This is a genomic window from Aggregatilinea sp. (assembly GCF_036822615.1).
Taxonomy (GTDB): Bacteria; Chloroflexota; Anaerolineae; order Aggregatilineales; family Aggregatilineaceae; genus Aggregatilinea.
This window is the reverse complement of the sequence record NZ_DAISHJ010000012.1, coordinates 65,243-88,358: the sequence shown is the minus strand read 5'-3', so window position 1 is coordinate 88,358 and position 23,116 is coordinate 65,243. Positions and strand designations below refer to the sequence as shown.

Genomic DNA, 23,116 nt, shown 5'->3' with positions numbered 1-23,116 from the left:
CGTGTGCGCCCGCCGACGCCGGAGTCGCTGCGACGCAGCCTGGAATGGCTGCTGGGGTTGTTCGTGTCGTTCGTGGCGCTGGTGGGGCTGCTGCTGACGCTCAACGACGCCGTGCCGTCGCTGCTGCGGCGCGATCCGCCCGCGTTGATCCTGACGCTGATCACGGCAGGCATTGCGTCGCTGTCACCCGCGTTCGTGGTGACGCTGGCGGCGCTGGTCATTCTGTTCGTGCTGATCTTCAACCGCCCGGTGCTGGGCGCGATGCTGGTGATCTTCTGGTCGGCGTTTTTCCTGTCGAAGCTGGATTTACTGTTCCGCGCGTTTGCGACGGTCGAGGTCTATCTCGTGATCACGGCGCTGGCGGTGGGGGCGCGGCTGGTGGTCGATTGGGCGAAGGCGCGGCAGGCCGGGCGCACAATGCGTATTTTGCCTCGGCTGACGGCGCTGGACGGCCTCGCGGCGGCATGGCTGGTGCTGGGCGCGATTTCGCTGGCCTGGGCGGCGCAGCGCAGCCCGGCGGTGCACTACTTCCGCGTGATCATACTGGAGCCGGTCGCCTTTTACGCCGTGCTGCGGCTGATGAAGCTGGAACACCGGGATCTGTTCTGGTTGTCCGACACGATGGTGTTCACCGGGCTGGCGGTGGCCGTGGTAGGGCTGTACCTGTACTTCACGGGGCAGTCGGTCGTCGAGGCGGAAGAAGGCACGCGCCGCTTGATCGGCGTGTACGGCTCGCCCAATGGCGTCGGACTGTATCTGGGGCGCTGCCTGCCGTTCGCGGCAGCGTATGCTGTGCTGCCGACCACCGTCTGGCGGCGGGCGTTCGGTGGGGGAAGCGCCGCGATCATGGCGCTGGCGGTGCTGCTCAGCCAGAGCCGGGGCGCGATCCTGTTGGGGCTGCCTGCGGCGGCTGCGGTGATGATCCTGCTGTGGCAGGGGCGGCGCGCGCTGGTTCCGCTGGCCGGGCTGGCGGTCGTGGCGGTGATCGCGCTGGTGCTGCTGTCGCTGGCGCTGCCACGATTGGGCGACCTGACCGGAGACACGGCCTTTTTCCGCACGCGGCTGTGGTTCAGCTCGCTGAATTTGATCCGCGAGCATCCTGTCACCGGGGCCGGGCTGGACCAGTTCCTGTACCAGTATCGCAGCCGCTACCTGCTGGCGGAAGCGTGGCAGGAGCCGAACCTCTCCGTGCCGCACAATATTCTGCTGAACTACTGGGTGAATCTGGGCGTGGTGGGCGTCGGACTGGGGATCGCGTTCCAGGCGGTCTTCTGGCGCGGGATCGTGCGGCTGCGACGGCACGTGACCGATCCGGCGCTGCTGGCGCTGGTGCTGGGGCTGGCGGGCAGCATGGCGGATATGTTGGGGCACGGGTTGGTAGACGTGGGCTACTTCTCGATCAATCTGGCCTTCGTGTTGTTCGTACTGCTGGCGCTGCTGCTGCACGCGAGACAGTACGCACGTCCGGTTGACCCCGCCGCCGAGTGATGGTGTAATGCAGTCAGGTGCAAGCAGCCAGGGGAGGACACCATGCGGGCAACCGTGAACGGCGTCGTGGTGGCGCTGATGCAGGGTGATATCACCGATCTGGACGTGGACGCGATCGTCAACGCCGCGAATTCCGAGCTGATTTTGGGCGCGGGCGTCGCGGGCGCGATCCGGCGCAAGGGAGGGCCGGATATCCAGGTGGAATGCCTCGCCATTGGCTACTGTGAAGTGGGCAGCGCCGTGATCACGGGCGGCGGCAATCTGCTCGCGCGACACGTCATTCATGCGGTCGGGCCGCGCATGGGCGAGGGCAGCGAATCGGGCAAGCTGGGCAGCGCGGTGCGCACCAGCCTCGATCTTGCCGAAGAAAACGGCCTGCACAGCATCGCGTTCCCCGCGATTTCAACCGGCGTGTTCGGTTATCCCCTGGAAGCGTGCGCAGACGTCATGCTGCGCGTGATTCTGGATTACACCTACGAAGACCTCGAAAATCTGGAACAAGTCATTGTCTGCCTCTACGACGATCGCGCATTTGGCATCTTTGAGGACACGTTTAGCCGTAAGCTGGAGCAGCTTCAGTCAGGCTAGCGTGAGGGTTGCGCCGGAATGGGGCATTGGCGTGACTCCTAAGTGCTGTTACACTCCTCTTGAACCCATTCGCTTCTAATCAATACGGACGAGAGATGCTATGCGTGTACTAATCACCGGGGCCGCCGGTTTTTTGGGGTCGCATCTGTGCGACCGCTTCCTGGCAGAAGGCCATTCTGTGATCGGCATGGATAACCTGCTGACCGGCAAAGTGGACAACATTGTGCACCTGGCCGGGCGCGACGATTTCCAGTTCGTGAAGCACGACGTGACCAATTACATCTACATCGACGGGCCGGTGGACGCAGTGCTGCACTTCGCGTCGCCTGCCAGCCCGATCGATTACCTGACGTACCCGATCCAGACGCTCAAGGTTGGGTCTTTGGGCACGCACAACGCGCTTGGCGTGGCGAAAGCCAAAGGTGCACGCTTCCTGATCGCGTCTACCTCGGAGATCTACGGCGATCCGCTGGTGCACCCGCAGGTCGAAACCTACGTCGGGAACGTGGACACGATCGGGCCACGAGGCGTGTATGACGAGGCCAAACGTTTTGCCGAGGCGATCACGATGGCCTACCACCGCGCGCATGGCGTCGATACGCGCATCGTGCGCATCTTCAATACCTACGGCCCGCGCATGCGGCTGGACGACGGGCGCGTGGTCCCGAACTTCATCGGGCAGGCGCTGCGGGGCGAGCCGCTGACGATCTACGGTGATGGCTTGCAGACGCGCAGCTTCTGCTTCGTCAGCGACCTGATCGAAGGCATCTACCGCCTGCTGATGAGCGACTATAACGATCCGGTGAATATCGGTAATCCCAACGAAATGAACATGCGCGAGCTGGCGACGCTGGTGAGCGAGATGACCCAAAATCCCGGCGGGCTGGTGTACCAGGAGGATTCGCGCATCAAGGGCGATCCGCAGACGCGGCAGCCGGATATCACCCGCGCGCGGACGATCCTGGGCTGGGAGCCGACCGTCAAGCTGGAAGATGGCCTCCAGCGCACGATCGACTACTTCAGGAGCCACGTCTAGTGCTTCGCGCTGCCCGCTTCAGCCTTGACGCGAACAAGGCCACCTGGGGCGCGCTGGCGCTGTTGGTTGGACTGGCGGTGAGTGTGCTGCCGCTGCCGCTGGCCGTCGCTGCGGTTGGTGCGGCGGTCATCGGTATGACGCTGCTGGTGGAGCCGGTGTTGGCGTTGGCGCTAATGCTCGGCATCGCGCCGCTGAAGACACTGATCCAGACCGAATCGCCGCTGGCGCTGCCGGTGGATGCGGGGCAGCTCCTGTTTGCGCTGGTGGTCGGGCTGTGGCTCGTGACGCGCGTGCTGTATGAAGACCGCAGGACGCTGCCGCGCACGCGCATCTTCGTGCCGCTGGCGATCATCATGCTGGGCTTCGGACCGTCGCTCTTTGTGGCCCGTTCCGCCGGGGCCTGGGTCTCGGAAATGGTCAAGTGGGTCGAAATGGCCCTGCTGGTGGCCGTGGTGCTGGAACTGGGTGCGCGGGGTCGCTGGCGCTGGATCGCGTTCGCGGCAGTGCTGTCTGCCGCGCTGCAGGCGCTCATCGGCATCTACGAATACCAGGGCGGATCGGGCGCGCCGCACCTGTGGGTTTCGAACTATACGCACTTCCGCGCGTTTGGCACGTTTGGGCAGCCGAATCCGTTCAGCGCGTTTATGGGACTGACCGTGCCGCTGGCGCTGGGGCTGGCCTGGGGCTATCTGACGCAAGCATGGGCACAGTGGCAGGCCAAACGTGATGCATATGACCTGTGGGGGCCGTCGCTGGCGGTGGCGGCGCTGTACGCCGGGCTGGGCGTGCTGATCCTGGGCGGATTGGTCGTTTCGCTTGGGCGTGGGGCATGGTTGGGTTTTGGCGCGGCAGCGGGGGTGATGGTATTCTTTGCTCCGCGTAATCGCTGGCTGGCCGTGGCGCTGGTGGGCGCAGGAATCGTGCTCGGCGTGAGCCTGTGGCTGACGGGGCTTTTGCCCACGGCAATTCAGGCGCGGATCGACAACGCTGTGGACGAGTTCACCGGCTTTGGCGACGTGCGCGGCCTGCCGATCAGTGACGAGAATTTCGCCATAATCGAGCGGCTGGCGCACTGGCAGGCCGCGTTGAATATGGCCCAGGCCCATCCCTGGCTTGGCGTAGGGCTGGGCAGCTATGAAGCTGCGTATAACGATTACCGCGTTCCAAGCTGGCCGCGCCCGTTGGGCCACGCCCACAACGATTACCTGAATCTGCTGGCGGAAACAGGCATCGTGGGCCTGACGACCTACCTGTTTGGGTGGGTCCTGATCGTGTTCTGGACGATCCGCGCGCTGCACCAAAACGACCCGGTGCTGCGCGGTCTGGTGTTAGGGTTGCTGGGCGTTTGGACGCATCTGGCAGTGCATAGTTTCGTCGATAAGCTGTACGTCAACAACCTGTTTCTGCATATCGGTGTCGTCTTAGGACTGCTGGCAGTGGCCTGGACACAACGGTCACCACTATCAGAGGGAGTGCGCATTGTCATCAAAGTCCATTCAGGGGAGCGTTGAGCAAATGGGAACCCCGGCTCTGCTGCCTGTACAACTGCTTAACCGGACCATTCTCAGCATCAGCCTTCGCTTTGGCCCAAAAGCGAAAGAAGTTGAGCGCTTCATTAAGTTTGCCATTGTCGGTGTCATCGGCGCGGTGGTAGACTTTGGGACACTGAACCTGCTGCAAGCGACGATTCTGCACCCCGACGCGCCGCACATTGACCAGAAGATCGCTCTTGCAACTGGGATTGCGTTTACGTCGGCAGTGGTCAGTAATTTCGTCTGGAATCGCTATTGGACGTATCCGGACTCGCGGACACGTCGGCTGCGCAACCAGATCGTGCAGTTCTTCATCGTGAATGCGATTGGGCTCGCGTTCCGGTTGTGGTTCGTGCAGGCAGGCGTGGACCCACTGGGACATGCGGGAGTGGATGTGCTGCGGTCGCTGGGCGCCCTCTCCGGCACGGTCGAAGCACCGCTCATGCGGCGCATCGGCACTAATATCGCGCAGTTCATCGCGGTGTGGATCGTGATGTTCTGGAACTTCTTTGTGAACCGCTATTGGACTTACAGCGACGTGGAGTGAGAAGGGAATGCCCGAACGTATCCTGGTCGTAGATGACGATCCGCTTCTGTGCAGCTTGCTGGAAATGGCTCTGGGCCGGGAAGGATACCAAACGAGCGTCGTTTATTCGGGCCGTGCTGCGCTTGATATACTGGAAAAAGAGTCGTTTGACCTGATCCTGCTGGATATCATGATGGCGGATCTCAACGGCTTCGACGTGATCCGCCAGATTCAGGCATCCCCCAAATCCGCCGCGATCCCTGTCATCTTCCTCACCGCCCGCGTGGATGCCATCAGCCAGCGCATTGGGATGGACGCCGGGGCGGTGGAATATCTCACCAAGCCGATCACCCCGGATGACCTGATTTCGCGGGTGAAGGCGACCCTCGCGTCTCGCTCGTAACCCGAGCGGCTCATGAGCACAATAGGAATCGACTATACCGCCGCCTATGAGCAGGGGGCGGGTATTGGTCGCTACGTGCGCGAACTGGTACGCGCGCTGGCCGCGCAAGACGCACACAGCGCGTACCGGCTGTTCGTCGCAGGTGCGTACCACGCGGCACTGCCCGCTGCGCCCGGCCCAAACTTTGCGTGGCGGCCCACGCGCATCACCCCGCTGTGGTTCGCGCGGCTGTGGCACCGCGCGCAGGTCCCGCTCCCAGTAGAGACGTTTACAGGGCGTTTGAGCCTGTATCACGCGACAGACTTCACACTGCCGCCGACGCTGCCTGGCACGCGCACGCTGCTCACCGTGCATGATCTGTCCTTCGTGCGCGCGCCGGAAACCTCAACCCCCGTGTTAAAAGCCTACCTGGATAAAGTCGTGCCGCGCTCGGTGAAGCGCGCCGATCACGTCCTGGCCGATTCGAAGGCAACGAAGGACGATCTCGTCGCGCTGTATGGCACGGCGCCGGAAAAGATCACGGTGCTGCTGAGCGGGGTGGACGCGCGTTTCCAGCCGGTCGAAGATGCGGACGCGCGGCGGGCCGTGCGGGAACGGTATAATATTCCTGACGGACCTTATATCTTTTCGGTCGGTACCGTCCAGCCGCGTAAAAATTACGCCCGGCTGGCGGAGGCGCTGGCCGCGCTTGGTCCGCGTTACCGGGACGTGCGGTTGGTCATTGCGGGCGGTCGCGGCTGGCTAGACAGCCCGATTTACCGTACGATTGAAGCATTGGACCTGGGCGAGCGCGTGTTGTTTACCGGCTTCGCCCGCGACGAAGACTTGCCCGCGCTGTATTCCGATGCGGTGTGCGTGGCATACCCGTCGCTGTACGAGGGCTTCGGCTTCCCGGTGCTCGAAGGCATGGCCTGCGGGACGCCGGTGCTGGCGTCCACTGTGTCCTCGATCCCTGAGGTGGCGGGCGACGCGGCGATCCTGGTCGATCCGTACGACGTGGACGCGATCCGCGACGGGATGGAACGGCTGTTGAGCGACGAGAGTCTGCGGACCGATCTGGTGGCGCGCGGGCGAACGCAGGCGCAGCAGTTTACCTGGGCGCGCTCGGCGCAACATCTGGAACAGGTCTACCATATGCTTCTCGGATAACGCTGGTTGGCAGGAGGTACACGGTGAACAAGATGCCCGGCGCGGTAAAACCCTATTTCATCTTCGATACACACGGCGACTGGTACGCAACGCTCGTCAATGGGTTCATTTACGGCTCGCGTGGCGACTATTTGGGCTTTGTGGAAGGCGAAGACGTTTACAAGCGCGACGGTGAGTGGATCGGGCGGCTAAGCAAAGACGGGCGCATTTTGCGCAAGCGCGCGGAGCGCCGCCGCGAACTGCACCCGAATCCGCCGCGTACCGCGCCCAAGCCCGATCGCCTGCCGCCCCGCGCGCCGCTGCCGCCGATGATGGCGGAGCTGAATTACAGCGTAGTGGACGTGCTGGACGAAGACCCCGATATTTTCAAGCGCATTTCCGATCTGCGCCCGGATATGGACTGATCATGGCCGAAAACGTGGCTGCTGCGAAGCGGGTTGCCGAATCGCGCGTGGTGCTCAGCATGATGATGAATCCGGAGCATGCGAACGCGCTGGGGAACGTGCATGGCGGAGTGATTACCAAGCTGGCAGACGAAGCGGGTGGGCTGGCGGCGATGCGCCATGCGCGGATGCCGGTGGTGACGGTCGCCATCGACTCGATGACGTTTGAGGAGCCGATTTACGTTGGCAACATGGTGACCCTGACCGCCGAACTGACCTATACGGGCCGCACGTCGATGGAAGTGCGCGTGTCGGTTATGGCGGAGGATCCGCTGACCGGGTATACGGTCCACACGAATCTCGCCTATCTGGTGTTCGTTGCAATCGATGCTCAGGGACATCCGCACCCGGTCCCGCCGCTGCTGATCGAGTCGCCGGAAGAACGCCTGCGCTACGCGCGGGCCAAAGAACGGCAGGACGAGCGTAAAAAGCGTCACAAGTACGAGCAGTCATCGCGGCAGCGCGGCGTGCAGGGCGAAGCATAGGGAATCTGCATGGACGATCAAGTGCCCATCACGCCGGAGGAATCGCAGCGTTCGCGTCTGCTCGACATGCTGAATGGAACCGTCGCCGGGCGTATTTTGCGCGAATCCGCGCCCGACCTGGGGCTGGCGGAACATCTGCCGTATCCGTTCCTGGCGATGGTGGGGCAGACGGAGATGCGGACGGCGCTGCTGCTGTCGGTGATCAATCCAGCGGTGGGCGGCGTGCTGCTGATCGGGCCGCGCGGCACGGGCAAAACGACGTGTGTGCGCAGCCTGACTGATCTACTGCCGTACATCGAGGTCAGCCTGTGTCCGGAAGGGTGCCTGCCATCCGATGTGGACGCGGAAGGCCGCCCGGCGGTGTGCCCGGACTGCCAGCGTAAGCTGGACGCGGACGAGCCGATCTCGACCTACGAGCCGGTGAAGCTGATCGAGCTGCCGCTCAATGCGCGGCTGGAAGACGTGGTGGGTGGCGTCAACGAGCGTATCGCCGTGCAGCAGGGGCGCGTCCGGCTGGAGCGCGGCATTCTAGCGCGGGCGGACCAAAATCTGCTGTATATCGACGAAGTGAACCTGCTGGACGATCAGATCGTAGATGCGATTCTCGACGCGGCGGCGCAGGGTAGCTATTCCGTGCGGCGCGGCGCGATGATCGGCACCTACCGCTCGCGCTTTGTGCTGATCGGGTCGATGAACCCCGAAGAAGGCCGCCTGCGCCCGCAGATCATGGACCGCTTCGGGCTGCGCGTGCCGGTGCAGGGGCTGGCCGATCTCGCTCAGCGCTACGAAGTGTACCAGCGCGTGCGGCGCTATCAGGGTAACCGTCGTAAGTTTGTCGCAGAGTGGGCGTCGTTGACAGCCGCCGCACATGAGGAGATCATTCTGGCGCGTGAGTTGCTCAAGGAGACGACGCTGAGCGATGGTGCGGTCGAAGTGGGACTAGCGCTGATCCAGGGACTTGGCATCGATTCGCACCGGGCGGAGTACGTCATGTTCGAGGCGGCGCGAGCGCATGCCGCCGCCGATGGGCGCGATGTCGCGGACGTGCACGACATCCGCCGCGTGGCACCGATGGCCTTGCGCCAGCGACGGTCGCAGTTCATGACGAACTACTTCAACCGGCAGATGGAAGAAGATGATGCAATCCAGGCGCAGATCGACGCACTGGCAGGCGATACGGTAGGGGATTGAGGCTTTTATGACGAGTTGGCGACGAAGCGGATGGATTCTGACGGCAGTGGCGTTGGGGCTGGTGTGTTACTACCTGCCGTGGTTCGCCCACAAGACCGCCGGATTCACCATGAACGCCTACGATCTGGCCGAATGGAGCAGTCTGCATCCTGCGACGCATGCCAGCAATCCCCCGATGCTGACCAGCTTCTTGCTGCGCCTGCCGCATATCCTGCTGCTGTTCGCGGCAGGACTGGCCGCAAACGGCTTGCGCGATGCGCGGCTGCGCTGGGTCACGCGCGCGGTGGCGCTGCTGCTGGTGCTGCGGTTCGTGCCGCCGGTCGAGTTCTTCCGCAGCCAGTCCGCCGACGCGAATTACCGCCAGATGATGATGCTCACGGTGGTGGGCGGCGTCCTGGTGCTGACCTCGCTGGCGGTACGCCCTGGACGGATCGGGCAGGGGCTGCTGGCGGCGTCGCTGGTCATCAGCGTGGGCACGGGGCTGTGGGGCCTGTCACGCGCGGGTGTGCTGCTGTATAACTTCGAGATCGACGTGCAGATCGGGGCGGGGGCGTATGGGCTGGCGCTGTTCGCAGGGCTGGCGCTGCTGCTGGCACTGTGGCCCGATCGTTACCCGGCAGTGGTCGATCGTTTGGGGAACGCGCAGCCTGCCGCGAACCGGGCCTGAAACAAAAAAACGGCGATTGATTTGCAATCGCCGAAAAACTTCGCGCTTAAACTTCAGATCTAGCCGAGCGGTGGCTAGCTCTTCAGCATCTGCGTGTCGATGTACGTGATGGCGTCACCCACGGTCTTGATCTTCTGGGCTTCCTCATCAGAGATTTCGCCACCGAACTCGTCTTCAAAGGCCATGATCAGCTCGACCAGATCGAGCGAGTCGGCCTCAAGTTCTTCACGGAAACGAGCTTCCGGCGCTACTTTCTCCGCGTCGACACCCAGCAGCTCAACGATGATATCCGTTACCCGCTCCTGAGTTGATGCCATGGTTGTTTCCTCCAGTTTTAGTTTGGCTCAGAGTTGGCACTTACGAGCAGTGTTTTTTGGCATTTACCGGCTCATTGTACAACGATGCCGATAGGCTGAACAGGGATATTTTGCTATAGTCTGTTCGCTAGGCTGAGTTTACACTTTCAGCCGCTTGCTGTCCACAATGCTCTACATCACAAGGAACACCACCCTATGTCTAAAGTTACGGATGCTGCGCTCACTGAACGCCGGAAAGACGATCACATTCGGATCAACCTGGAAGAGCAGGTTCAATTTCCCCGTCTGACGACGGGCCTGGAGCAATATCGCTTTTTGCACCAAGCGCTGCCGGAACTCGATCTGGCGGCGGTAGATACGAGCCTGACGCTGTTTGGTAAACGCTTGAACGCGCCGATCCTGATCTCGTCCATGACGGGCGGAACGGAGCGCGCGCAGAACATCAACCGAACGCTCGCCGCCGCCGCACAGCGAGCAGGCATCGCAATGGGGCTTGGCTCGATGCGCGCCGCCATCGAGGACGATTCGCTGGCGGTTACGTACCAGGTACGCGAGGTCGCGCCGGACATTATGCTGTTCGCCAATCTGGGCGCGGTCCAGTTGAATTACGGGTACGGAATCGAGCAGTGCCGCCGTGCCGTGGAGATGATCGAGGCGGACGCGCTGATCTTGCATTTCAACGCGCTGCAAGAGGCGGTGCAGCCGGAAGGCGACGGGAACTTCGCCGGACTGCTGGCAAAGGTAGAGATGATCTGCCGCCAGATGGACGTACCGGTGATCGCCAAAGAAGTGGGCTGGGGCTTTTCGGAGCAGGCGGTCCGGCAGCTTGCCGAAGCGGGCGTAGACGCGATTGACGTGGCGGGTGCGGGCGGCACCTCGTGGAGTGAAGTGGAATACTACCGCGCGCCGGACACACACCACGCGAACGTCACACGGGCGTTTGCGGATTGGGGCATCCCGACGGCAGACGGGATTCGTTACGCGCGCGCTGCTGCGCCGGATCTGCCGGTGTTTGCCAGCGGCGGGCTGCGCGACGGGGTAGACATCGCCAAGTGCATCGCGATGGGCGCGGATCTGGGTGGGATCGCTGGGCCGTTCCTGAAAGCGGCGGCGGAGTCGGACGACGCGGTCGATCGCCTGATCTGGGAGTTGGCGACCGAGATCCGGATCGCCATGTTTGCCAGCGGCGCGGCGGATCTGGCGGCGCTGGAACAGAACGGGTTGTTGGAGGCTTAGACGGGTAAGGAGCAACCCTCCATTGCGAGGGGTGTGTGACGCTCCAGTGTGTATTTCACGGGTAGAGCTTGCTCTACCCGTTTTTGTCGGGCGCTGCACGTCTCACCCCTGCAAAAACTTCAGGGCGCGGCGGTGGCTTCGAGATCCCATTCCTGGGCGGCCTCGCGTAAGGCGTCTCCGGCGGAGCTGGCCGCCAGCCAACCCTCGCGTACGGTGGCCTCGTTGGGGATCGGGCGGGCATTGGCACATTCGGCCTGCCACAAACTGACGGCCTGCCCGGTATTGATGGCGGCGCGGCGGAGCAGGGCGGCCTGTCCTTCATAGCGCGCATCGCCTTCTGCGCTGATGCTGGCCGGATCGGTCACGGAAGGGTAGGTCCCACACTGGACCTGCTCGCCGTTCAGCAAACTTTCCCAGGTCGCCAGAATGGTTTGCTGCGATTCGCTCAGGCTGGTGTACTGCGATTGGAGACGCTGCCGTACGGGGGAGGTCGTTGGAAGCGGCGTGGGGGTCTGCGTGATCGCGGGGGTGCTAGTGGAACGGGGACTGTCCCCTTCGGACGGTTCGCCGCAGCCGACCAACAATAGCCCGGTCAGTCCAAGCACGATCACGATGATCCAGCGGCGCATCACGCTCTCTCCCCCGTGTTAAACGAATGCCTCGAAAACCAGATTGCCCAGGAGCCTGCCGCGCGGCGTCAGGCGGATGTGATTGCCGTATTGTTCGAGCAGCCCGTCACGGATCAACTGGCGGATCTGCGCGCCGTAGACGTCCCACAGCGAGCGCCCGGTGCGCGACTGGAATGCCTGCGTATCGATGCCGGTGCGGGTCAGACGCAGCCCAGTGACCATGATCTCGGCCATTTCGCCCTGCGCATCGATGACTTCGCTGTCCAGCCAGGCGGCGGTATGCGGAAACGGTAGCGGCTCGTGTTGAGTTGTCATGCGCTCGATGTAGTCCGCCGGGCGCAGCACAGTCGAATAGCGCAGGCCGCCTGCATAGCCGTGCGCACCCGCGCCCAAGCCGAGATAGGGCAGGTCGCGCCAGTATTGCAGGTTGTGCGCGCACTCGTATCCCGGCTTGGCCCAGTTGCTGATCTCGTACTGCTCGAATCCGGCCTGTGCCAACCGGTCCGTCGCCCATTCGTACATGTCCGCCGCAAGATCGGGATCGGGCGTCTCAACGTGGCCGCGCGCTACCCAGCGCTGCATGGGCGTGCCGTCCTCAATACCGAGACTGTACATCGAAAGATGCTTGGGTTCCAGCCCTAACGCCGCGTCGAGGCTGGTTTGCCACATCTCGAATGTCTGGCCGGGGTTACCATAGATCAGGTCGAGTGACAGGTTATCGAACCCGGCGCGGCGAGCCAGCCGCACGGTCTCGCGCACGTCGTCCGTGGTATGGCCGCGCGCGAACAGCGCCAGCTCGCTGGCGTTGGCCGACTGCATGCCAATGCTGAGGCGGTTGATCCCTACACGGCGCAGCGCCTTCAGCGCTTCCAAATCGACCGTGGCGGGATTAGCCTCCAGCGTAATTTCAGTTGGATCGGCCAGAGCGAACGTCTCAGTGCAGGCGGCCAGGGTGAGGGCGATCAGATCTGCCGGGACGAGGCTGGGCGTTCCGCCCCCGAAGTAGATGGTGTGCGCCGGACGGCGATCCGTGTCGCCCACCATGCGGATCTCCTGGGCTAGAGCGCGCATATACGGCTCGATGAGCTTATCCTGCCCGGTATATGTGTTGAATGCGCAGTAGGTGCAGCGCGTGCGGCAAAACGGGATATGGAGGTACAGCGCCAGGCTTGGTGTGGCCTCGTTGGGACGTGTATTTTGCGCGGAAACTGACTGTGCGGCTGGCTTCATTGTAGGGGTGTCCTTGAACTGCGGCACAATTGCGCTAACTATACCGGATCACTATAATAGCCAGAAACCTTCACGAAGGCTGTACGGAGACTCTACGATTTGCCCCTAATTGCCTACAACGCCGGATTAAAGGTCATCTGAATGGTCGATACACAGAAATTCGCAAAGAACGTGCCGGAGAATCCGGGGGACAGCGCACTCCAACCGGGTGCCGTCCTCCAGGGCCGCTATCGTATTACAGGCGTCATCGGTGTTGGTGGTATGGGTTCGGTTTACCAGGCACGCGATCTTCGCTTCCCGAACGTAACGCGTCATGTCGCCGTGAAAGAAATGCTCAATCTCACCAGCGACCAGAGCATGCGTGAGATGACCTTGCGCACCTTCGAGCGCGAGTCGGACATGCTGGCGTCGCTGAGCCATCCCGCTGTGCCCGAGATCTACGACTACTTCTCCAACCGCGATCGTGCTTATCTGGTGATGGAGTATATCAACGGGCGCGACCTGGAGGCGATCATTAACTCCGTGGCGGACTTTGTGCCGACCGATACCGTGCTCCAGTGGACGATCGAGCTGTGCGACGTGCTGGGCTATTTGCACCAGCACCAGCCGGAGCCGATCATCTTCCGCGATGTGAAGCCCTCGAATATCATGATCGATCAGCATGGCCGGATGCGCCTGGTGGATTTCGGCATTGCCAAGACGTTCCAGGTGGGGCAGAAGGGCACCATGATCGGCACGGAAGGCTACTGTGCGCCGGAACAGTACCGGGGCGAGGCCAGCCCTGCCAGCGACGTGTACGGCATCGGGGCGACGATTCACCACATCCTGACGAGGCGCGATCCACGCCTGGAACCGCCGTTCTCGTTTGCCGAGCGTCCGATCCGGGAAGTGAATCCCGGCGTGTCGCCCGACTTTGAAGCGGTGGTGATGAAGTCGCTGGCGTTTGAAGGCGGCGAGCGGTATGCGAATGCGGCTGTGATGAAGGAAGCGCTCGATACGCTGACCAAACCGCAGTTCCCCGGCGTCAACGTGCAGCGCGCGCCTGCTTCGACGCAGGTGGTGGACGGTGGCGACTGGGGCACGGGCGAGGAAGACTCGCGTGAAATCTGGCGGTTCCAGTGCGAAGACGAAGTGCGTTCGTCGCCGCTGGTGTACCAGGGCGTGCTTTACGTCGGCGCTTACGACAACAATCTCTACGCGATCAATACCAAGGATGGCTCGTTCCGCTGGAAGTACCCGTCGGAAGCGGCCATCGCGTCGTCCCCCGCCATCGCCCAGGCGGAAAATCTGGTGCTGTTCGGTTCGATGGACCAGATGCTCTATGCCGTGGACGTGCGCGTCGGGCAGTTGAGCTGGACGGTCGCCACCCAAGGACCGGTGCAGTCTTCCCCCGCGATCGCGCACGGACACGCGTTCTTTGGCAGCGATGATGGCACGCTGTACGCGGTGCGGCTGGCGACCGGGCGCATCCAATGGCGGTGGCAGGGTGGCGTGCCGATCCGCTCGCGCCCGCTGGTGACGGAAGACATCATCGTGACCGGGCTGGATTCCGGCGACGTGGCCGGGATCGATCTAGCCAGATGTCGTGGCGCTTCAAGGCCAAGCGCGCGGTGGTGTCGTCGCCAGTCGTGCATGACGGCATCGTGCTGTTTGGCTCGATGGACTGGCATATTTACGCGCTGGATATGATGCGTGGCTGGAAAGTCTGGGCATACCGCACCGGAAAACCGATCGTCTCGTCGCCCACGGTTGGTGACGGCAAGGTGTTTATTGGCTCGGCGGATGGGTCGCTGTATGCCATTGACATTGCCAGCGGCAAGGAGCGCTGGCACTATGAAACAGGCGGACAGATCACGTCGTCCCCGGCGTTTGCCGACGATGCTGTCTATTTTGGTGGAATTGACGGCAAAGTTTACAGCCTGGACGCGAAGAACGGACACTTGCGCTGGAGTTTTGAAACCAAAGGGCCGGTTCCCTCGTCACCTGCGATCCATGATGGCGTCGTGTATATCGGCTCAATGGATCACCATGTTTACGCGCTGAGAGCGTAAACGCACGGAGAACTGGCCATGAATTTCATCCGCCGCTTGTTTGGGGCATCAAATCACACGACATCTGAAGGCGCCCGCACGGATGTCATCTCCATTACGCACGACACGGGCGAGAGCGCGCCGCCGCCGGAACCGGTCATCCAGGCACCGGAAGCGCGTGATAAGCTGAAGCACGATCAGGAAACGCCGGAAGATCAGGGCGCGAAGGCCCCCGATCTCGAAGATACGTCCGACGCGCCCGTGATTATGGGCACGCGCCCGCTGCCGCCGCTGGAAACGTTTGAGCCGAAGCCCGGCGACCGCATTGTGTACGGCCAACTCAGTGACGTGGGCATGGTGCGCGGCAACAATCAGGATTCGGTGCTCAGCCTGACCTTCGTCTCTACGAGCAGCGACGATCTGCCGGAGTGCGCGTTGTTCCTGGTTGCGGATGGCATGGGCGGGCATCACGACGGCGAAAAAGCCTCGGCCATGACGGCGCGCATCGTGGCGCAGCATGTCACCCAGGAAATTTTCATGCCGCTGCTGGCCCAGCAGATGGATGATCCCGATCGCACGCCTGTCGCAGATATCCTGCGCGCCGCCGTGCAAAAGGCAAATGAAGCGGTAGGGAAGTATATCCCTGAGGGCGGCACAACCGTGACCTGTGTAGTCGTCCTGGACGAGCTGGCGTATATCGCGCACGTGGGCGACAGCCGGGCTTACCTGCTGACCAAGGACGGTATTGAGCAGATCACGCGCGATCACTCGCTGGTTCAGCGCCTGATCGAACTCGATCAGCTCACTCCCGCCGAAGCTGCCGAACATCCGCAGCGCAACGTACTGTATCGCGCTATCGGCCAGAACGAGAACCTGGACGTCGATGCCGTGACACGGCGTCTGCCGCCCGGATCGCGGCTGCTGTTGTGCAGTGATGGCCTGTGGAACATGGTTCCCGAAGAGATGATTCGCAGCGTGGTGATGGATCACGGCGCGCCGCAAGATGCATGTCACCAGTTGGTGCACATCGCCAACGAGCGCGGTGGTCCAGACAACATTACCGTCGTCTTGGTTCAGATGCCCGGCTAGCTGTCGTGAGCAGATAGGCCTCACATCTATGGACGCATCCCAAAACCTGTACGTCATTCTTGGCGTTCCGCCTGAAGCTACACAAGATGATATCCGCGAGGCCTATCGCGTTGCTGCGCGACGGTTCCATCCTGATGCGAACCGGAACGAAGGCGCGGATCATGTGTTCCGCGATATTGCTACCGCCTACGAGGTGCTGGGAAACCCCCTCAATCGGGCGGAGTACGACAATGCCCGGCGTAAGTTCCAGGACGAACCGGCCTACTTTACGCTGCGCGTGACGCCGAGCAAGCGCGTGTTGAATATGCTCGAAGAGCCGCAAGTGCTGTACCTGCTGCTTGAGATCGTGTCGATGCGCGGGGCGGCGCAGCAAAAACGTCAGTCGGCCCGCCTGAACCTGACGCTGGTGCTCGATCGCAGCACGTCTATGAAGGGCGCGCGCCTGGAGCGTGTGAAGTTCGCCGCGCAGCAGATCATCGAACAGCTCACGCCGGAAGATGTGCTGTCGGTCGTCACGTTTAGCGACCGGTCTGACGTGTTGATTCCGGCCAGCACGGTGACGGATAAACTGGCGCTGCGTGCCATGGTTAATATGATGCAGGCCGATGGCGGCACCGAAATCTTCCACGGCCTGTCTGCCGGGGTGGAGCAGTGCAAGCGCCACCTGGGCACGCGCATGGTCAACCACATCATCTTGCTCACCGATGGGCGGACCTTTGGGGACGAACAGCGCTGCCTCGAACTGGCCAATACCGCCGCCGCGGATGGCATCAGCATCAGCGCGATGGGAATTGGCGACGAGTGGAACGACGCCTTCCTCGACGATCTGGCATCGCGCACGGGCGGATCAACAACTTACATCAACGCGCCCTCTGCGGTCGTGAAGTTCTTGAACGAGCGCGTGCGCGCGTTGGGGGACGCCTATGCCGAGCGGCTGCACCTGACGATCGCGCCGGATGCGGACGTCAAGCTGGAATCGGTGTTCCGCCTGTCCCCGAACCCGCAGGCGCTCGATATCACGCGCGAGCCTGTGCCGTTGGGCACGCTTGAAGCAAACAAGACGGCCCTGGTACTGATTCAGCTTCAGATGCCGCCAGGGCATAAAGTGGGGTTCCGCACCGTCGCGCGGTTGGATGTGACGGGCGATATTCTGTCCTTCGGACGCCTGGGATACAAAGTTCTCAGCGATCTCTCGGTCGAAATCAGTGAGTCGCCACCTCCCGAGGAGCCGCCGCTGGCCGTGCTCGATGCACTGGGCAAGCTGACGTTGTACCGGATGCAGCAGAAGGCGGAACAATCGATCTCCAAGGGAAATCTGGTCGATGGCACGCGCCAGCTCGAAAACCTGGCGACGCGCCTGCTGGCTTCGGGGCACGAGGAGCTGGCCCAGATGGCGATGGTCGAGGCGCGGCGGGTGAGCAATACCCAGTCGCTGTCCGAGGAAGGGCGGAAATCGCTTAAGTACGGAACGCGGATGCTGCTTGCATTACCGGTTCCAGGTGGGGAAGAGACATGAAAAGCTGCCCGTACTGCGCTCATGTCAATCGTGAAGGAGTTCTCTTTTGCGAAGAGTGCGGACATCCGTTTTCGGGCAAACCGGTGCTGATCACCAGCCAGCTCATGCAGGACGAGTTCGACAATGTGCAGGGCCGCTTGACGTGGGGTACGGCCCGCTTCGATCCGTCATCCAAGCTGGTGATTCACATCCGTGATGTCGCCGAGCCGATGCTGCTGGAGCCGACCGAAGAAACGCTTCTTGGGCGTTCGGACGATCCGGCTCAGCCGCTCGTAGGTCTGGATCTCAGCCCATATGGTGCGGCAGAACACGGCGTTTCGCGCCGCCATGCGGCTATCCGGCGCGGTGAGGATACTCTGACGCTGGTCGATCTGGGCAGCACTAATGGTACACATCTGAACGGCCAACGGCTGATTCCCAACCAACCACGCGTGCTGCGCGACGGGGATGAGATCCGGCTGGGAAAGCTGATCTTTCACATCTTTTTCAAATGATCGGATCCTGTATTTCTACACTTGAGGGTTAGAGTTATCATGCGAACCGTGATCGTCCATCTTGCGAACGAGGAGCCGTTTCTGGCCGAAGTCGAAGACCTGCCCGGCGCGCAAGATACGGTACTGTACTGCATCAATCCGCGCCGCCGTGACGGGAAAGATCTGCATTATGTCGCGCCGGAAGTGTCGACGATTGTCGTCCCGTGGTGGCGCGTCAACTTCCTTGAGATTATGCCGTCGGGTGAAGAAGAAGAAATTGTTGCCTTCTACCGGGACTGATACCGCTTGGAGGTAGGCGAATATGGCAGCAGGCAAGCCACCACGCGCCGTGCCGCGTGACGCAAAACGCATTCTCGTCGTGGATGACGAACCGCGCATGATTGGTTTTATCCGCATGAATCTGGAACTGGAAGGATATCAGGTCGTCGAGGCGCATACCGGCCTGGAAGCGCTTGAGATGGTACGCACCCAGCTTCCTGACCTGATCCTGCTCGACGTGATGATGCCGCAGCTCGACGGGTTCGAGACGCTGCGCATGCTGCGCGAATTTTCGAGCATTCCGGTGATTATGCTGACCGCCAAGGGCGAAGAGGACGACAAAGTGTTCGGCCTGGAACTCGGCGCGGTCGATTATGTGACCAAGCCGTTCGGCTCGCGCGAACTTTCGAGCCGGGTGCGCGCGGTGCTGCGCCGCGCGGAAATGCCCAGCACATCACCGGAACAGGCCGTGCTCAAGATCGACGATCGCCTGAGCGTGGATTTCAACCGGCGCGAGGTGATCGTCAACGGCGAGCACATCAAACTGCGCCCAACCGAGTACCGGCTGTTGTATCACCTGATCGAAAACGCCGGATGGACCGTGCCGCACGAGCAGCTGCTGGCGAAGGTGTGGGGATACGAATACCGCGACGAGACGCACTACGTGCGGCTGTATGTGAATTATCTGCGGGAAAAGATCGAGGAAGATCCCTCGAATCCCAAATACATCCTTACCGAGCGCGGCGTGGGGTACCGGTTCGTGGACTTCAAGAAAGACCAACCGGCCTGACCGGAGCACACCGGTAGATTATAAACGAGCCAGGGCATCCCCTGGCTCGTTTTGTCTTTGGCGTGACTGTCAGTCTTCCCCTGCAGCCTGATCCGCAAGATCGCCCAGTACGTCAAGCGCCGACTGGGCCGAGATACGCTGCGGCTCGGTCCAGCCTTCCTCAGAGGCCATGCGCTTGAGGTGGACGTAAATTGCGATGCGCTCCTCACCGTTCAGCGCTTCCCACGCAGCCTGAATTTGTTCGGGTGTGCGGCTGAGAAGGGCTTTCCACAGGGTTTCGACATCATCAAATGACATGACTACACCGCCGTATTTTACGATTCTTCCTGCTCGGAACTACGCTGTTCGTCCAGATCGATCGCCGCGCGTACCAGCGCCCGGAACAACGGATGGGGGCGGGTGGGGCGGCTCTGAAGCTCGGGATGGAACTGGCTGCCGAGCATGAATGGATGATCCTTCAGTTCCATGATCTCGACCAGCCGCTCGTCCGGGCTGAGGCCGCTGAACGTCGCGCCCGCCGCTTCAAACTGCGCGCGGTAGTGGTTGTTGAACTCGAAGCGGTGACGGTGACGCTCGTCAACGACCTCTTCACCGTACGCCTGCGCCGCCTTCGACCCCGGCGCGAGATGGCACGGGTAAACGCCCAGGCGCATCGTGCCGCCCATGCTCGTGACGTCGTGCTGGTCGGGCATGAGGTCGATGATCGGCTGCTCGGTGGCGCTGTCGAATTCCGTGCTGTTGGCGTCTTCCAGGCCCAGAACATCACGGGCGAACTCGATGGACATGATTTGCATGCCCAGGCACAGGCCGAGGTACGGAATCTTCCGCTCCCGCGCGAAACGCGCTGCCAGAATTTTACCCTCAATGCCGCGATAGCCAAAGCCGCCGGGCACGATGATGCCGGTGACGTTTTCAAGCACGTCCCAGCTTTTGTCTTTTTCCAGGTCGCCGGAATAAATCCACTCGATTTCGAGCTTACGATCTTCCGCGACCGCAGCGTGCAGCAGCGCCTCTTTGACGCTCATATAAGCGTCGCGCAGCTCGACGTATTTACCCACGATGGCGATGCGCACCGGTTTGTCTACGGTGCTCATGCGGTTGACCAGATTACGCCAGCCGTTCAGATCCGGCTTGCGCTCTTCAAGGCCGAGCCGCTTGGTGATGAAATCGCCCAGGCCCGCGTCTTCGAGGGTGAGCGGCACGTCGTAGATATTTTTGGTCGTTTCCAGCGGAATGACCGCTTCGCGCTCGACGTCGCAGAACAGCGCGATTTTGCCGACCGTGTCGCCGTTGACGGGGTGGTCGGTGCGGGCGATGATCACCTGGGGCTGAATACCGATGCCGCGCAGCTCGCGGACGCTGTGCTGAGTGGGCTTGGTCTTCAGCTCACCCGCCGCGCCGATGTAGGGCAGGTACGTCACATGGACGTAGAGCGTGTTGTCGCGCCCCACGTCGCTGCGCATCTGGCGGATTGCTTCCAGGAACGGCTGGCCTTCGATGTCGCCCACCGTACCGCCGACTTCCACGATCACCACATCGGGATCGCTCTTGGCTCCCACCAGCGCAATACGGCGCTTGATCTCGTTGGTGATGTGCGGGATGACCTGGATGGTGCCGCCCAGGTAGTCGCCCCGGCGCTCCTTGCTGATCACTTCGGCGTAAATCTGGCCGGTGGTGACGTTGCAGTTGCGCTCCAGGTTCTCGTCGATGAACCGCTCGTAGTGTCCCAGGTCGAGGTCCGTTTCCGCGCCATCAACGGTGACAAAGACCTCGCCGTGCTGGTAGGGACTCATCGTGCCCGGATCGACATTGAGATACGGATCGAGCTTCTGAATGGCGACTTTGAAGCCGCGCGCCTTAAGGATGCGACCGATAGCGGCAGCGGTCACGCCCTTGCCGACCGAGCTTACCACGCCCCCTGTGCAGAAGATGTACTTTCGCATAGTGCTTTCCCTGGTTATCTCCACCGTTAGCTGTGCGAGGCCCTACAAAAAGAGCGACGGGGAGCTTAAGGCTCCGTCGCCTTGCTCCCCGTCGGTGTGTGTCACGTCCGGCTGTGTGCGCCCGGAGACCCGGACGCTGGATGAAAAATGAGCTTATACAAGCTTCTCGAGATCATCGGCAGCGCGCTTCATATCCAGGAACACCAGGCCAAGTTTGGCGCTCTGGCGTACCAGAGCGGTCAAAACGGCTTCTTCCCCAATCGAGACGAGAATCACGAAGCCCGATGCGCCACGGATGAACACCTGCTCAAGCGTGCCCCGGCTCAGCTCGCTGGCGATACGGTCGCCCAGCGAGAGCATTGCCGCCGACATGGCCGACACGCGATCTTCCTCGGTGTTCGAGGGGAGCGCGGAGGCGATGATCAGGCCATCTACACTGACGACCGCAGAGGCGTCGATATCCGGTGTGCCTGCTTGCATCTCACGCAGGCGATCCACCAACAATTCAGTACGCGATCGTGCCATTTTGGGCGGCCTTTCAGTGCAGCGCAATCCGGATCCAACACATTGTGCCGGATCAAACTTCTGCATGATAGCACAAGCCTCGATGCACGTCAATCGAAGTTTGAGCTATTTTCTCGCGTAAAACCTATGACTTTTGGACGTTGGCCTTTTTTGTCGTTGAACGGTACAATTAATTTATCCTCAATACATTCGTACAGCGGGTGATGCTTATGGCCTCGGTTCCACGAATTGTGATAGTCGATCCGGCGCGCGACATTATGCCCATTGTGCGTGGTGCGCTGGCGTTGTTGAACCGGCAGCATATCTTCATCGATGTGCCCTCGGCAGATGATGTGCTGGAGGAAGTCAAGCGCTGGCCGCTTGATCTTGTGGTGACGGCGTACCACATTCCCGGCAAGCTGGATGGGCTCGATCTTGCGCGCAAAATTGCTACCCTTTCACCGGAAACACCCGTGATCGTGCTGGCCGATGATGGGGATCGCGTCCTCGACCCCGAAGCGTTAGAAGGCGAGCCGTTCCAGTATTACGCCCGTCCGGTTGCTGAAGCATTTTTGCGCGGGATGCGAGCGGCATTGGATGGTGTTCCGGTTCCGCCGGAAACCCTGCCGGTGGCTGTTCCGGAAGAAGATCGCGGACCGGTTCCATCGATCGATTTGAGCGAAATCCGCACCATCGTTCGCAACGCCATGCGTGATACTGGCGCGGTGGGGGCTTTGCTGGCCGACCGGACCGGGTATGTCCTGGTCGAAGAAGGCGCAGTGGGGCAGGTCAGTCCATCCGCATTAGCAGCTCTGTTGGGGCCGTCCTTCGCGCGGCTCGCGGAGATCGAGCCGCTGCTGGGCCAGCGCACGTGGAGCATGCAATATTACGACGGCGAGCGCGTGGACGTGTTTGCGCTGGCACTGGGAGTGCACCATTTTATGTGCCTGATCGTGGACAGCAGCAATCGCGGCGCGATGGGATCGGTGACTGTATTTGGCCGTCGGGCCGCCGACCGTATCGTCAGTTTGATCGGGGATGCCGCCTACGAAAGCACCGCACCCGCAGTGCGGACTGCTGCTCTACCGCTCGCAGAAAGCGCCGTCGAGCCGGAAGAAGACCTGTTCGACGCGCTGTCGACTGTGGCGGAAGTGCCGGACACGTACGGCCATGCGCCGCTCGCAGATGACGCATTCCTGTCGGATTTCGACCCGGATGCCCTGTTCGGGCAGTCGGTCGATGAGACGCTGGCGAACTCCCTGTTTTCGTGGGAGCGCATGGGCGACATCGCCAAGTCGCTGGGCTCTGAGGATGGGCAGCGTGTCGATTACGATCAGGCGCGCGATCTTGGGCTGCTGAACGACTAAAACAGCGTTGATCCCGCTTTTATCACGCCCGCACGGTGATGCCGCTGCGGGCGTGATCTTTTGCGCGCCGAATACATGTGAAGCGCACTTGCGGGTAGTGGTGATAGCGCGCTACAGTGGAGTGGGTGTGCTGAATAGCTTCTTTCCGTCAGGGCGTTGTGTTGACGCCACTATCGTAAAATTACCGTCGTTTCATGGAGAAAAT

26 protein-coding genes are annotated in these 23,116 nt (G+C 61.8%); 20 read left to right on the top strand and 6 right to left on the bottom strand.

Going from position 1 to position 23,116, the window contains the following annotated elements:
• The 11 genes from V7116_RS06435 to V7116_RS06385 form a co-directional block, all read left to right on the top strand.
• Positions 1–1,488 (top strand): O-antigen ligase family protein (locus V7116_RS06435; protein WP_324391069.1); only part of this gene is annotated, 1,488 nt, incomplete at its 5' end.
• A 42-nt stretch (positions 1,489–1,530) separates the two neighbouring features.
• Complete coding sequence (locus V7116_RS06430) at positions 1,531–2,076, top strand: macro domain-containing protein (RefSeq protein ID WP_324391068.1); 546 nt, start codon at positions 1,531–1,533, stop codon at positions 2,074–2,076.
• A 100-nt stretch (positions 2,077–2,176) separates the two neighbouring features.
• A complete protein-coding gene (locus V7116_RS06425) occupies positions 2,177–3,112 on the top strand; it encodes a UDP-glucuronic acid decarboxylase family protein (RefSeq protein ID WP_324391067.1) in 936 nt (311 codons plus the stop codon).
• The gene (locus V7116_RS06420) at positions 3,112–4,623 is read left to right on the top strand and encodes an O-antigen ligase family protein (protein ID WP_324391066.1); all 1,512 of its coding nucleotides are present in this window, start codon (positions 3,112–3,114) and stop codon (positions 4,621–4,623) included. Before V7116_RS06425 ends, V7116_RS06420 begins: the two co-directional genes overlap by 1 nt.
• 4 nt (positions 4,624–4,627) lie before the next feature.
• Positions 4,628–5,191 (top strand): GtrA family protein, encoded by a 564-nt coding sequence (locus V7116_RS06415; RefSeq protein ID WP_324391065.1) that lies wholly within the window; start codon positions 4,628–4,630, stop codon positions 5,189–5,191.
• Between the two features lie 7 nt (positions 5,192–5,198).
• Positions 5,199–5,573 carry a response regulator transcription factor gene (locus tag V7116_RS06410; RefSeq protein WP_324391064.1) on the top strand — a complete coding sequence of 125 codons (375 nt, stop codon included), beginning with the start codon at positions 5,199–5,201 and terminating at the stop codon, positions 5,571–5,573.
• A gap of 12 nt (positions 5,574–5,585) precedes the next feature.
• Positions 5,586–6,722: a glycosyltransferase family 4 protein gene (locus tag V7116_RS06405; RefSeq protein WP_324391063.1), complete on the top strand. Its 1,137-nt coding sequence runs from the start codon at positions 5,586–5,588 to the stop codon at positions 6,720–6,722.
• A gap of 23 nt (positions 6,723–6,745) precedes the next feature.
• Entirely contained in the window at positions 6,746–7,126 is a 381-nt protein-coding gene (locus tag V7116_RS06400) for a hypothetical protein (protein ID WP_324391062.1), read from the top strand.
• 2 nt (positions 7,127–7,128) lie between these two features.
• Positions 7,129–7,650, top strand: coding sequence for an acyl-CoA thioesterase (locus tag V7116_RS06395; protein ID WP_324391061.1), 522 nt, complete (start codon positions 7,129–7,131; stop codon positions 7,648–7,650).
• 9 nt (positions 7,651–7,659) lie between these two features.
• Positions 7,660–8,841, top strand: a complete 1,182-nt coding sequence (locus V7116_RS06390; RefSeq protein WP_324391060.1) for an ATP-binding protein — start codon at positions 7,660–7,662, stop codon at positions 8,839–8,841.
• Between the two features lie 7 nt (positions 8,842–8,848).
• Entirely contained in the window at positions 8,849–9,508 is a 660-nt protein-coding gene (locus V7116_RS06385; RefSeq protein ID WP_324391059.1) for a hypothetical protein, read from the top strand.
• Between the two features lie 74 nt (positions 9,509–9,582).
• Here V7116_RS06385 and V7116_RS06380 read toward each other — a convergent pair whose 3' ends face one another.
• Entirely contained in the window at positions 9,583–9,825 is a 243-nt protein-coding gene (locus V7116_RS06380) for an acyl carrier protein (protein WP_119072501.1), read from the bottom strand.
• 195 nt (positions 9,826–10,020) lie between these two features.
• Here V7116_RS06380 and fni point away from each other — a divergent pair, with 195 nt between their 5' ends.
• Positions 10,021–11,061, top strand: coding sequence for a type 2 isopentenyl-diphosphate Delta-isomerase (fni, locus tag V7116_RS06375; protein WP_324391058.1), 1,041 nt, complete (start codon positions 10,021–10,023; stop codon positions 11,059–11,061).
• Between the two features lie 119 nt (positions 11,062–11,180).
• Here the strand turns inward: fni and V7116_RS06370 are convergent, their stop codons facing one another.
• Together V7116_RS06370 and hemW are read right to left on the bottom strand one after the other, a co-directional pair.
• The gene (locus tag V7116_RS06370) at positions 11,181–11,690 is read right to left on the bottom strand and encodes a hypothetical protein (RefSeq protein ID WP_324391057.1); all 510 of its coding nucleotides are present in this window, start codon (positions 11,688–11,690) and stop codon (positions 11,181–11,183) included.
• A gap of 18 nt (positions 11,691–11,708) precedes the next feature.
• Positions 11,709–12,920, bottom strand: a complete 1,212-nt coding sequence (gene hemW, locus V7116_RS06365) for a radical SAM family heme chaperone HemW (RefSeq protein WP_324391056.1) — start codon at positions 12,918–12,920, stop codon at positions 11,709–11,711.
• 141 nt (positions 12,921–13,061) lie between these two features.
• Here hemW and V7116_RS06360 point away from each other — a divergent pair, with 141 nt between their 5' ends.
• From V7116_RS06360 to V7116_RS06330, 7 genes are read left to right on the top strand one after another with little or no spacing between them, the layout of a single operon-like run.
• Positions 13,062–14,609, top strand: coding sequence for a serine/threonine-protein kinase (locus V7116_RS06360; RefSeq protein WP_324391055.1), 1,548 nt, complete (start codon positions 13,062–13,064; stop codon positions 14,607–14,609).
• Positions 14,549–14,971 (top strand): outer membrane protein assembly factor BamB family protein, encoded by a 423-nt coding sequence (locus V7116_RS06355; protein ID WP_324391054.1) that lies wholly within the window; start codon positions 14,549–14,551, stop codon positions 14,969–14,971. The genes V7116_RS06360 and V7116_RS06355 overlap by 61 nt, the downstream gene beginning before the upstream one ends.
• Positions 14,972–14,989: 18 nt before the next feature.
• Positions 14,990–16,039, top strand: a complete 1,050-nt coding sequence (locus tag V7116_RS06350) for a PP2C family protein-serine/threonine phosphatase (protein WP_324391053.1) — start codon at positions 14,990–14,992, stop codon at positions 16,037–16,039.
• Between the two features lie 28 nt (positions 16,040–16,067).
• Positions 16,068–17,555, top strand: coding sequence for a VWA domain-containing protein (locus tag V7116_RS06345; protein ID WP_324391052.1), 1,488 nt, complete (start codon positions 16,068–16,070; stop codon positions 17,553–17,555).
• On the top strand, positions 17,552–18,049 hold the full coding sequence (locus V7116_RS06340; RefSeq protein ID WP_324391051.1) for an FHA domain-containing protein: 498 nt from the start codon (positions 17,552–17,554) through the stop codon (positions 18,047–18,049). The genes V7116_RS06345 and V7116_RS06340 overlap by 4 nt, the downstream gene beginning before the upstream one ends.
• Positions 18,050–18,088: 39 nt before the next feature.
• Complete coding sequence (locus V7116_RS06335) at positions 18,089–18,328, top strand: hypothetical protein (RefSeq protein ID WP_324391050.1); 240 nt, start codon at positions 18,089–18,091, stop codon at positions 18,326–18,328.
• Positions 18,329–18,350: 22 nt separating this feature from the next.
• Complete coding sequence (locus tag V7116_RS06330; protein ID WP_324391049.1) at positions 18,351–19,097, top strand: response regulator transcription factor; 747 nt, start codon at positions 18,351–18,353, stop codon at positions 19,095–19,097.
• A 69-nt stretch (positions 19,098–19,166) separates the two neighbouring features.
• Here the strand turns inward: V7116_RS06330 and V7116_RS06325 are convergent, their stop codons facing one another.
• The 3 genes from V7116_RS06325 to V7116_RS06315 form a co-directional block, all read right to left on the bottom strand.
• Positions 19,167–19,394 (bottom strand): hypothetical protein, encoded by a 228-nt coding sequence (locus V7116_RS06325; protein ID WP_324391048.1) that lies wholly within the window; start codon positions 19,392–19,394, stop codon positions 19,167–19,169.
• Between the two features lie 17 nt (positions 19,395–19,411).
• Positions 19,412–21,040, bottom strand: a complete 1,629-nt coding sequence (locus tag V7116_RS06320) for a CTP synthase (RefSeq protein ID WP_324391047.1) — start codon at positions 21,038–21,040, stop codon at positions 19,412–19,414.
• 153 nt (positions 21,041–21,193) lie between these two features.
• Positions 21,194–21,565, bottom strand: coding sequence for a roadblock/LC7 domain-containing protein (locus V7116_RS06315; protein WP_324391046.1), 372 nt, complete (start codon positions 21,563–21,565; stop codon positions 21,194–21,196).
• Positions 21,566–21,774: 209 nt separating this feature from the next.
• Here V7116_RS06315 and V7116_RS06310 point away from each other — a divergent pair, with 209 nt between their 5' ends.
• Entirely contained in the window at positions 21,775–22,911 is a 1,137-nt protein-coding gene (locus tag V7116_RS06310; protein WP_324391045.1) for a response regulator, read from the top strand.
• Positions 22,912–23,116: the final 205 nt, after the last annotated feature.

What these genes read in the sequence shown, in the direction of transcription:
- V7116_RS06430 (WP_324391068.1), top strand. Translation starts at nt 1,531, where the DNA reads ATGCGGGCAACCGTGAACGGCGTCGTGGTGGCGCTGATGCAGGGTGAT.
- V7116_RS06425 (WP_324391067.1), top strand. Translation starts at nt 2,177, where the DNA reads ATGCGTGTACTAATCACCGGGGCCGCCGGTTTTTTGGGGTCGCATCTG.
- V7116_RS06415 (WP_324391065.1), top strand. Translation starts at nt 4,628, where the DNA reads ATGGGAACCCCGGCTCTGCTGCCTGTACAACTGCTTAACCGGACCATT.
- V7116_RS06410 (WP_324391064.1), top strand. Translation starts at nt 5,199, where the DNA reads ATGCCCGAACGTATCCTGGTCGTAGATGACGATCCGCTTCTGTGCAGC.
- V7116_RS06405 (WP_324391063.1), top strand. Translation starts at nt 5,586, where the DNA reads ATGAGCACAATAGGAATCGACTATACCGCCGCCTATGAGCAGGGGGCG.
- V7116_RS06395 (WP_324391061.1), top strand. Translation starts at nt 7,129, where the DNA reads ATGGCCGAAAACGTGGCTGCTGCGAAGCGGGTTGCCGAATCGCGCGTG.
- V7116_RS06390 (WP_324391060.1), top strand. Translation starts at nt 7,660, where the DNA reads ATGGACGATCAAGTGCCCATCACGCCGGAGGAATCGCAGCGTTCGCGT.
- V7116_RS06385 (WP_324391059.1), top strand. Translation starts at nt 8,849, where the DNA reads ATGACGAGTTGGCGACGAAGCGGATGGATTCTGACGGCAGTGGCGTTG.
- V7116_RS06380 (WP_119072501.1), bottom strand. Translation starts at nt 9,825, where the DNA reads ATGGCATCAACTCAGGAGCGGGTAACGGATATCATCGTTGAGCTGCTG.
- fni (WP_324391058.1), top strand. Translation starts at nt 10,021, where the DNA reads ATGTCTAAAGTTACGGATGCTGCGCTCACTGAACGCCGGAAAGACGAT.
- V7116_RS06370 (WP_324391057.1), bottom strand. Translation starts at nt 11,690, where the DNA reads ATGCGCCGCTGGATCATCGTGATCGTGCTTGGACTGACCGGGCTATTG.
- hemW (WP_324391056.1), bottom strand. Translation starts at nt 12,920, where the DNA reads ATGAAGCCAGCCGCACAGTCAGTTTCCGCGCAAAATACACGTCCCAAC.
- V7116_RS06360 (WP_324391055.1), top strand. Translation starts at nt 13,062, where the DNA reads ATGGTCGATACACAGAAATTCGCAAAGAACGTGCCGGAGAATCCGGGG.
- V7116_RS06350 (WP_324391053.1), top strand. Translation starts at nt 14,990, where the DNA reads ATGAATTTCATCCGCCGCTTGTTTGGGGCATCAAATCACACGACATCT.
- V7116_RS06345 (WP_324391052.1), top strand. Translation starts at nt 16,068, where the DNA reads ATGGACGCATCCCAAAACCTGTACGTCATTCTTGGCGTTCCGCCTGAA.
- V7116_RS06340 (WP_324391051.1), top strand. Translation starts at nt 17,552, where the DNA reads ATGAAAAGCTGCCCGTACTGCGCTCATGTCAATCGTGAAGGAGTTCTC.
- V7116_RS06335 (WP_324391050.1), top strand. Translation starts at nt 18,089, where the DNA reads ATGCGAACCGTGATCGTCCATCTTGCGAACGAGGAGCCGTTTCTGGCC.
- V7116_RS06330 (WP_324391049.1), top strand. Translation starts at nt 18,351, where the DNA reads ATGGCAGCAGGCAAGCCACCACGCGCCGTGCCGCGTGACGCAAAACGC.
- V7116_RS06325 (WP_324391048.1), bottom strand. Translation starts at nt 19,394, where the DNA reads ATGTCATTTGATGATGTCGAAACCCTGTGGAAAGCCCTTCTCAGCCGC.
- V7116_RS06320 (WP_324391047.1), bottom strand. Translation starts at nt 21,040, where the DNA reads ATGCGAAAGTACATCTTCTGCACAGGGGGCGTGGTAAGCTCGGTCGGC.
- V7116_RS06315 (WP_324391046.1), bottom strand. Translation starts at nt 21,565, where the DNA reads ATGGCACGATCGCGTACTGAATTGTTGGTGGATCGCCTGCGTGAGATG.
- V7116_RS06310 (WP_324391045.1), top strand. Translation starts at nt 21,775, where the DNA reads ATGGCCTCGGTTCCACGAATTGTGATAGTCGATCCGGCGCGCGACATT.